General features: G+C 45.6%; 7 protein-coding genes, 2 tRNA genes and 2 rRNA genes (1 of these 11 cut by a window edge). 4 read left to right on the top strand and 7 right to left on the bottom strand.

Features of this window, described 5'->3' with window-relative positions:
- From LPB140_RS01450 to LPB140_RS01440, 3 genes are all read left to right on the top strand, one after another.
- Positions 1–177, top strand: a 23S ribosomal RNA gene (locus tag LPB140_RS01450) (it extends 2616 nt beyond the left edge of the window).
- A gap of 112 nt (positions 178–289) precedes the next feature.
- Positions 290–404 (top strand): 5S ribosomal RNA (gene rrf / locus LPB140_RS01445).
- A 304-nt stretch (positions 405–708) separates the two neighbouring features.
- Positions 709–785 (top strand) — tRNA-Met (locus tag LPB140_RS01440).
- 117 nt (positions 786–902) lie between these two features.
- Here LPB140_RS01440 and LPB140_RS12545 read toward each other — a convergent pair.
- Together LPB140_RS12545 and LPB140_RS12540 are read right to left on the bottom strand one after the other, a co-directional pair.
- On the bottom strand, positions 903–1784 hold the full coding sequence (locus LPB140_RS12545; protein WP_250637605.1) for a DNA/RNA helicase domain-containing protein: 882 nt from the start codon (positions 1782–1784) through the stop codon (positions 903–905).
- Complete coding sequence (locus tag LPB140_RS12540; RefSeq protein WP_250637604.1) at positions 1763–2914, bottom strand: DNA/RNA helicase domain-containing protein; 1152 nt, start codon at positions 2912–2914, stop codon at positions 1763–1765. The genes LPB140_RS12545 and LPB140_RS12540 overlap by 22 nt, the downstream gene beginning before the upstream one ends.
- Positions 2915–3020: 106 nt before the next feature.
- On the opposite strand from LPB140_RS12540, the gene LPB140_RS01430 reads away from it, so the two are divergent.
- Positions 3021–3458: an HXXEE domain-containing protein gene (locus LPB140_RS01430; protein ID WP_198024138.1), complete on the top strand. Its 438-nt coding sequence runs from the start codon at positions 3021–3023 to the stop codon at positions 3456–3458.
- A 16-nt stretch (positions 3459–3474) separates the two neighbouring features.
- Here LPB140_RS01430 and LPB140_RS01425 read toward each other — a convergent pair.
- The 5 genes from LPB140_RS01425 to LPB140_RS01405 form a co-directional block, all read right to left on the bottom strand.
- A tRNA-Lys gene (locus LPB140_RS01425) sits at positions 3475–3550 on the bottom strand.
- Positions 3551–3616: 66 nt separating this feature from the next.
- Positions 3617–4726, bottom strand: coding sequence for a rod shape-determining protein RodA (gene rodA, locus LPB140_RS01420; RefSeq protein ID WP_072558362.1), 1110 nt, complete (start codon positions 4724–4726; stop codon positions 3617–3619).
- The gene (gene mrdA, locus LPB140_RS01415; RefSeq protein ID WP_083549823.1) at positions 4726–6786 is read right to left on the bottom strand and encodes a penicillin-binding protein 2; all 2061 of its coding nucleotides are present in this window, start codon (positions 6784–6786) and stop codon (positions 4726–4728) included. The genes rodA and mrdA overlap by 1 nt, the downstream gene beginning before the upstream one ends.
- Positions 6783–7304, bottom strand: a complete 522-nt coding sequence (locus LPB140_RS01410; RefSeq protein ID WP_156874092.1) for a rod shape-determining protein MreD — start codon at positions 7302–7304, stop codon at positions 6783–6785. Before LPB140_RS01410 ends, mrdA begins: the two co-directional genes overlap by 4 nt.
- A 62-nt stretch (positions 7305–7366) precedes the next feature.
- Complete coding sequence (locus LPB140_RS01405; protein ID WP_072558361.1) at positions 7367–8278, bottom strand: rod shape-determining protein MreC; 912 nt, start codon at positions 8276–8278, stop codon at positions 7367–7369.
- Between the last annotated feature and the right edge of the window lie 7 nt (positions 8279–8285).

Raw genomic sequence — 8285 nt, 5'->3', positions numbered from 1 at the left:
CCGCGCAGCAGGGTAGCTATGTATGGAAGGGATAACCGCTGAAAGCATCTAAGCGGGAAGCCTCCCTCAAGATTAGATTTCTTCGAGTCGTGATAGACCATCACGTTGATAGGCTGGGTGTGGAAGCGCGGTAACGCGTGAAGCTAACCAGTCCTAATTACTCTTTTCATGCTTGTGAAGTCCCACCATCAATGACAATGTTGATTGTCATATGGATAATTATCAGACCAGATATCGATTAAAAATATACCCTTCCCCTTTAATTAGGGGGTTAGCACCTGCTTCATTGCTTGGTGGCCATAGCGACAGTGCTCCACCCGATCCCATCTCGAACTCGGACGTGAAACCTGTCTGCGCCGATGGTACTACCGCTTAAGCGTTGGAAGAGTAGGGCGTCGCCAGGCATTGAAGCCGGTGCTAGCACGGATATAAAACCCATTTACAGTTTCACAAAAGGGCAGCGCATTTACTTGTCGCTGCCCTTTTGACTTTTACAAATGTAACAGAACCATATCATAATTTAGGGCATGGCAGACCCTTTTGTCCCGTATCATAGGGTCAATAAAACTGCTACGGACTGCACAAAACAATCAGTCCGATATTGGTGACGCGGGATGGAGCAGTCCCGCCAGCCGGTTCAGCAAAGCTGAAGCGGAAAAACAAAAAACTGCCACGGACTGCACAAAACAAACAGTCCGATATTGGTGACGCGGGATGGAGCAGTCCGGTAGCTCGTCAGGCTCATAACCTGAAGGTCGTAGGTTCAAATCCTACTCCCGCAACCAATATACACCCCCTTAATACAGCTCATAACCTGAAGGCTTGCCCGTACAATGCCCCGCATTGTCCAAACTACGCTGGGTGGGCTATAAGGATAATAAATAAAGAGGGTTGTTATGAATTTATAGTGATTTAATACCGCATGATAACAAAAATTTATATGTATCATCGTAAAATTTCGGATTGCGAGTGAAATCACTCTTGTCACCTTTTGGGATAAATATAACCATAGCTTGACGTGCCCTTGTCAATAAAACACGATAAGCATTAGACAGGTAAATTTTACGATATGGATCGTTTACATTCTGCCATTTAGTGCCGCTAAAATTATAATGGCCCCAGCCTTTTTCCTCTTTACGTAAATTTGCATCCCAGCACATACACACCCAGTCTAGTTCTAAGCCCTGGATATCGAATTCTGTGGCTACATCCTCCAAATAGTATGAGGAACGTATATCATCTTTATCATTTAGGAACCAATTTACAGGATCAATAGATGCCTTAATGTTAAGCCCTTCGGGCTTAAGGCGAATGGCTCCCGATGATGCAACAAGCCCGATGCGTTCTGTGCCGCGTGCATTTTGCCGCAGCCATTGCCTCGCCTTGTTTAAATCTCTTGTTATAAGGATTGGATAATCAGCCAGATAGTTGTTTAGAGTTTTAGCCCGTGCTGCGTTTCCATCAATGATGGCACCAATAAAGTCCGACAGTTTCTCAGCACGAAAAGACCTAATTGAAACATCTAGGTGAAGCGCTGTCTTTTCTTCTATATTAAGACCAGTAAGTTTGGACTTTAAATCTTCTCCCCAACTATAATTTTTATTAGTGAGCTGTTTTGAGTGATAAACATTCCAATGCTCAAAGCGCTTCTTTAGTACATCAAACCATTCAACGAGGCCAGCCTCTCCCGTGTTGATCTCCTGGCCCCCGCCGATAAGACAAATAATCGTGCACCAATCATCTCTTCGGTCCATAACACTGATTAAAAATTCAGGTTCCGACATATCAAAGTTGGATACACCTTTTTGCTCTCCATAAATTTTTGGGCTTGTGCTTGATTCCAGGCACGTTGTGCCTCATCAAAAACCACAATATGTTCAGCTGGTGGCTTAGGTGATCTGACCCCTTCATCTCTGAAGTGATGGATATTTTGAATGAAGGCACTTACTTTCTGTATAGCCTCTTTTTTAGATATTTTCTTACCCGCAGCCTTTATACGTTCAACTTCATCTCTAGCAAGGGCCTCTCTTAAGACAGCAACAAGTGGCCCATTGCCTGATAGAAAAACAGCATGCTCATCATCTTGTTCCATTTTGCGAGTTGAAATGTTCAAGCCCGCTAAGGTCTTCCCTGCACCAGGAACCCCTGTGACAAAACAAATAGACTTTCGTTTATATTGTTTGGAATCCTTTATAATATCTGAAATACAGTTTGCTGTGTGAGTCAGGTTCTTAGCGCCGGCATCAGAACGTGAAATCTCATCTACGGAATGACCCTGATATAGAGCTTGCGCAGCCTCTACGATAGTAGGCGTCGGCTTATAACCACTATTTGCCCATATTTTTTCTTTGAGAAAAGCATCCTGATAATTGTCAGTAATTCTCTTGTTAAAAGCGCGAGGTTGTAGTTGCTCAATATTCTTGAAAATTGCTTCAATTAGCTCTGATACATTGTGGCCATTAGAGAGTAAGGTCGCAGCAACTTTGTCCTTATACCAATTAACTTCGTTATTATATGTTCGTGCTGAAGTGCAAATAAGAATGGGCACTATATATTTGTGATGGCTACCTTCATGAAAATTTTTGAGATCAAGTGCATAATCTAGGGCTTGATCCTTGGCATGCTTATCATAAAAATTAGCACCCACCTTATATTCTAAAACAAAAATTATATCCTTTATGAGGAGTAGGACATCGACGCGTTTTCCCATTCTTGGGATAACAAACTCAAAAAATATTTTACCTGAAGGTACATTAGATAGTTGTTCTTTCAGATTCTTGATTTGCTTTACCCATGCATTTTTCTGTTGTGTAGCGAGTTCAAATTGGTTGTGGCGAGCAAGAACTCCAAGAATTTTATCTTGTGTGTCATTTAAGAAAGTGGAGATATTATTTTCATAAAAAGAACGCTTCATTTGCTACTATATATCATAAAGATTATACATGGTAAGTAGTAAATATCCGCTCTAAATGCTCCATTTGAATGTAGATTAACAATATGATATAAATATATATATGAGATTGAGTAAGAAAAATGTCGCAGCACAAAATATGTGGATTTTATTTGCGGCTTTATGTGTGCATAATCTAGAGGAAGCCTTCACTTATGGATATTATCGGGAACAATCAATTGCTTTAACGGCACGTTTTGTTGGGCATAATGTCAGCTTGCCAACGCCATCAATATTTATTTTGGCGCTTATTATAGTAGCAATATTAGCGGCGGCGGCTACTATATGGGTGTGCAGAGGGCCCTTTGGCCCCGCCAAACATCATATGGTGAATTGTTTTGCGGCCATCCTATTAGTAAACCTATTCATACCTCATATTCCGGCGGCATTTTTACTAAATGGTTATGCCCCTGGCGTGGTTACCGCGATTTTAATCAATCTCCCTGTTTCTATTTTTGTGTTGCGCCGTGCAAATGCAGTTAAATATAAATCAAAGAATGATTATTAAAATAAGAGAGAAAAAATGGTGGACGCACACGGGCTCGAACCGTGGACCCGCTGATTAAGAGTCAGCTGCTCTACCAACTGAGCTATGCGTCCATATATTTGCGGATAACCGCTTTAAAGTCATTTGTGGTCCATGCGGGCATAAGTCAACTTATAAGATTATGAAAATGTCGAATTGCGACCGCCGGGGTTACGTTCAATTGCCATAATAATGCCAATACAGATCATAATTGTCATCATGGATGAACCACCATGGCTTAAAAAAGGAAGGGGAATGCCAACAACGGGGGCAAAGCCCATCACCATCATTAAATTAACGCCGGCATAGAAAAATATAACGAAGGTAAGGCCCACGGCGGTTAATTGTCCGAAACGCGATTTGCAATTTAACCCGACATTTGTACCCCATTTTAATAATAGGAAAAAGCCGAATATCACCGCCAATCCGCCAATCATTCCCCATTCCTCTGCCATGGTGGCGAAAACAAAATCGGTATGTCCTTCGGGTAAATAGTCCAAATGGCTTTGCGTACCGTTCAAAAATCCTTTGCCAAATAATCCGCCCGAACCAATGGCAATTTGTGATTGATTGACATGATATCCGCTACCCAATGGGTCTGCTTCAGGGTTAAGAAATGTGGTAACGCGTTTTTGTTGATATTCCTCTAGCCCGAAAAAAAACGCCAAGGGGATAAGGAAAATAGCCGATATTCCGGCAGTAATAAACCATTTAAGCGGCCATCCGGCGACAAAGCCAACCACTATAGCACCTGCGATAATGGCCAGGCTTGTCCCTAAATCGGGTTGTAAAAGCACAAAGGCGGCGGGCACGCCAATTAACATCATCACGGGCCAAACGGCATCAAATGTGCCAATTTTCGACGGGGGAAGGCGGTCAAAAAATGATGCAATGGCAAGAACGATGGCAGGTTTCATCAATTCAGATGGTTGTAACATCATAAAGCCCAGATCAATCCATCTTTGGCTGCCGCCGCCGACAAATCCCAAAATTTCCACGCCCATCAACAATAATAAAATGGCACCATAAACCGGAAAGGTAATTGCTTTGTAAAAATCCAATGAGAAACGCGACATGACAATCGCCATGGCAAGCAGGATTAAAAAACGGATCATATGTTTTGCGGCCCATGGCTGCATATTGCCGCCTGCTGCTGAATATAAAACCGTTGTGCCAAAGCTGACCATTATTAAAAGTAAAAAAATAATGCGCCAAGGCAGGGCGGCGATTTTATCTGGAATAACCGACATTATTCATCCCCCGCATCATTGGTTGGCACTTGCCCTGTAGGCGGTACCTGCCCTGTGGACGGTGATTGCCCCGTGGCCGGTGAAGGGGAAGCCGTTGCATTTGCAGCGCCATTGGCAGAAGGCGGCTCATTTGTCGGTTTGGGCTTTGCATCCACGCCATTTTGCACGCGAAATGCGGCCAAATTACGGGCCATTCGCTGTTCCGGCGTGCCGCCCCACCCCGCCTCCATTGATTCCAATGTTTTCATTGCGGCTTCTCGGTCGTATAAAAATGTCAAAACATCGCGCGCAATGGGATAGGCCGAACCTGAACCGCCGCCATGTTCAATAACCACAGATGCGGCATAGCGCGGATTGTCAAATGGCGCGAAACAAATGAACAGGCCATGATCGCGATATTTCCACGACACATCGCTGCCCCCGCGCCCATAATCCAAGCTTACAACCTGTGCAGTGCCGGTTTTTCCTGCCAATTTAACATCGGCAATTGGTAATCTGGCCCGGCCAGCTGTTCCATCACCATTGACCACATCGCTCATCGCTTGGCGCACATAATTTATATGTTCTTCGGTAAAGCCAAGTTCGGAAGGGGGCTTTGCTTTTTTATTTAACAATAAATGCGGCATTAAATTTTTGCCCGTTGCCAAACGCGATGCCATGACCGCCAATTGCAATGGATTGGCCAGCATATATCCCTGTCCAATGGTGGAATTTACCGTGTCAAATGCCGCCCATTTGCGTTCATGTTTTTTAAGCATCCATGCCGGATTCGGCACAGTGCCATATGATTGGCTGGCCACGGGCAGGTCAAATTTCTGCCCCATACCCAGTTTTTCGGCCATTAACGCAATGGGGTCCATGCCGATTTTTTGGGCAAAATGATAAAAATACACATCACAGCTTTGTGAAATGGCCCTGCGCATATTTACACTGCCGTGGCCGCGCCTGTTCCAACAACGAAATACACGGTTTCCCACACGCAGGCCGCCACTGCACCCAACGCTTGCCTCTGGGTCAAGCCCCGCCTCCAAAAATGCCATGGCGACCATGGGTTTCACCGTCGATCCGGGGGGGTAAAGTCCGCTTAATGTTTTATTGCGCAGCGGTTTATGGTCATCTTGAGCCAGCCATTTATATTCCGACACACCAATGCCGTCGGAAAAGCTGTTCGGGTCAAATGATGGCATGGACGCCATGGTTAAAATATCACCGGTTAAGCAATCCATGACAACCACAGAGCCTGATTCCAACCCCAATCGGCGGGCGGCATAATTATGAAGGTCAATATCAATGGTCAATTGCACTGGTTTGCCCGGCACATCGCCCCTTGTGGTTAATTCGCGGACGATTTTGCCCCTTGCGGTTACCTCCACCCGTTTTGCGCCGGGCGATCCTTCCAATGTTTTTTCAAATTGCTTTTCCAATCCATCTTTGCCGATTTTGAAACCCGGGGTAATCAATAATGGATTTTTCAGCGCCTTATATTCCTCGGCCGATGCACCGCCCACATATCCGATTAAATGGCCGACGGCGGGCCCGCTGGGATAATAGCGGGAGAAACCCTGTCTGGGCGAAACACCGGGTAAATCGGGCGCACGCACGCTTATTTTTGCAAAATCGTCAAAACTCATCCCCGATGCGACTTGCACGGGTTGAAATCCGCTGGAATGTTTGACCTCTTTTTTAATCCGTTCGACCGTTTCGGTGTCCAAACTTAATAATTCGGCAAGCGATTTAATCGTTGCGTCCTTATCCACCATGCGATCGGGAATAACATCGACACGAAAATCGGTGCGGTTGGTGGCAATGGGTTTGCCAAATCGATCGACAAACCACCCCCTGCGCGGGGGGATGAAGGTTAAATTGACACGATTGCTTTCAGAGGCAAGTCGGTATTTTTCATTTTCCGCCACCGCAATATATGCCATGCGCGCGCTTAACAGCACGCCAAAGCCGCCCTGAACCGCACCGACAAATAAGGTGCGGCGCGAAAAGGCGAAATTTTGCTGCGCAATGGTAAAGGGCGCTTTATTTTTTTTTGATGGGCGGCCAAATTTCATGACGAAAGCCTATATCGATTAAGCCATCCGGCCAAGCGTAGCATAAGCGGGAATGTTAAAATGGCTAATATGGTTTGCGGCATGATGGTGATGAATTCGGCCCTTATTTGGTAAATACCCTGAAAAAATAAATTGGCGAACAAATAAATTATTATTAAAATTGCACCAATTACCCAATTCATACCATATTGACGCCAGCTTGTCCGATTATCAATATTCATCATGACCAGCATGGTCAGGCTGAATAACAGGCCGCCCGATCCAAATGGCTGTGCGGTGAATATATCATCCATCAATCCAAAGGGCAGGCCCGCCCACATGGGAAATAAGGAAGGACGAAGCAGCCGCCAGCTAATAAACATCATAAAACCCAAAGGCGGCAATAACGGATGCTGCGTTATTAAAAATATTCCCGATAATGCCGAACAAAATAAAATGGACGCAATGGGGATAAATGTTTTGCGCGATTTACTTTGGCTGCGGTTTAATGATGAACGGTGGCGGGGCCGTCTTTTCATGCTCTTGCTAATATTATTCGCAAATTTCTTAATGGGATTATTTTGGATTTGTTTTGGCCCAATCATGGCGCATCATCCTCACCGGATTCTTCCTTATTCAACGATGATGCGTTAATGGGCGTGATGGCTTCAGATTTTTGGAAAGGGGGGTAAACCGCGGCCCATGGTTCGCGCGTGGGATCGGCCAATGGCCGCGCCTCTGCGCCCTCATCGGTTTTTTTGGTAACAATGGCCACGGGAACATTGGGCGGAAATAAACCACCATTGCCCGATGACACCAAAATATCCCCTACCTTAAACGGATTAAGCCCCAAATTGATCAATTTGATGGTCAATTGCCCATTGGCCGTGCCGGTTGCAAATGCGGGGACACCGTCGGTAATGCGCATGACCGGCACCACATTTTCTGGATCAGTTATCAATAATATGCGCGATGTGGTTGGCCCGGTTTCAATCACCCGCCCGATAAGCCCATTGGGGCTGCGCACGGGTTGGCCATTTTTAACACCATCATTGCCGCCCACAGATAAAATGGCGGTGCGGCGTGAATTAACGGTGGTTGATCCGATTAAACGGCCCATTGCAATGTGCGTTGGTTCTTGTTCAATAAGGTTCAACATTGCGCGAAGCCGCTTATTCTCCAGCTCGGCTGCCTTATATTTCATTTCGCGTTGGCGATATAGGGATAGTTTCTTATCCAATTCGCGATTTTGCGAGGCGGCATCAAAATAAGCCGACATATTTTCGCTGACATCCGTGGTGGATTGCCGGACGGAGGAGAAGAAACGGGCCACCGGTGATGTTAACTCCGTCGCGGCCACGCGCAACGCAGAAAAACCCGCCGGATCAAGCAGCGAGATTAGCAGTAATAAAGCGGCCATTATTGCCCCGGCAATTGCCAGCAAATAGGCAGCGAATAAATTATATTGCGCCCGGCGGGAAAATCCGAGACGCCGTTTATCCGGCGTCGCCATGCATTCC

Origin of the sequence: Sphingorhabdus lutea, assembly GCF_001889025.1 — a bacterium.
Classification (GTDB): Bacteria; Pseudomonadota; Alphaproteobacteria; order Sphingomonadales; family Sphingomonadaceae; genus Sphingorhabdus_B; species Sphingorhabdus_B lutea.
This window is presented reverse-complemented; position numbering and strand designations above follow the sequence as displayed.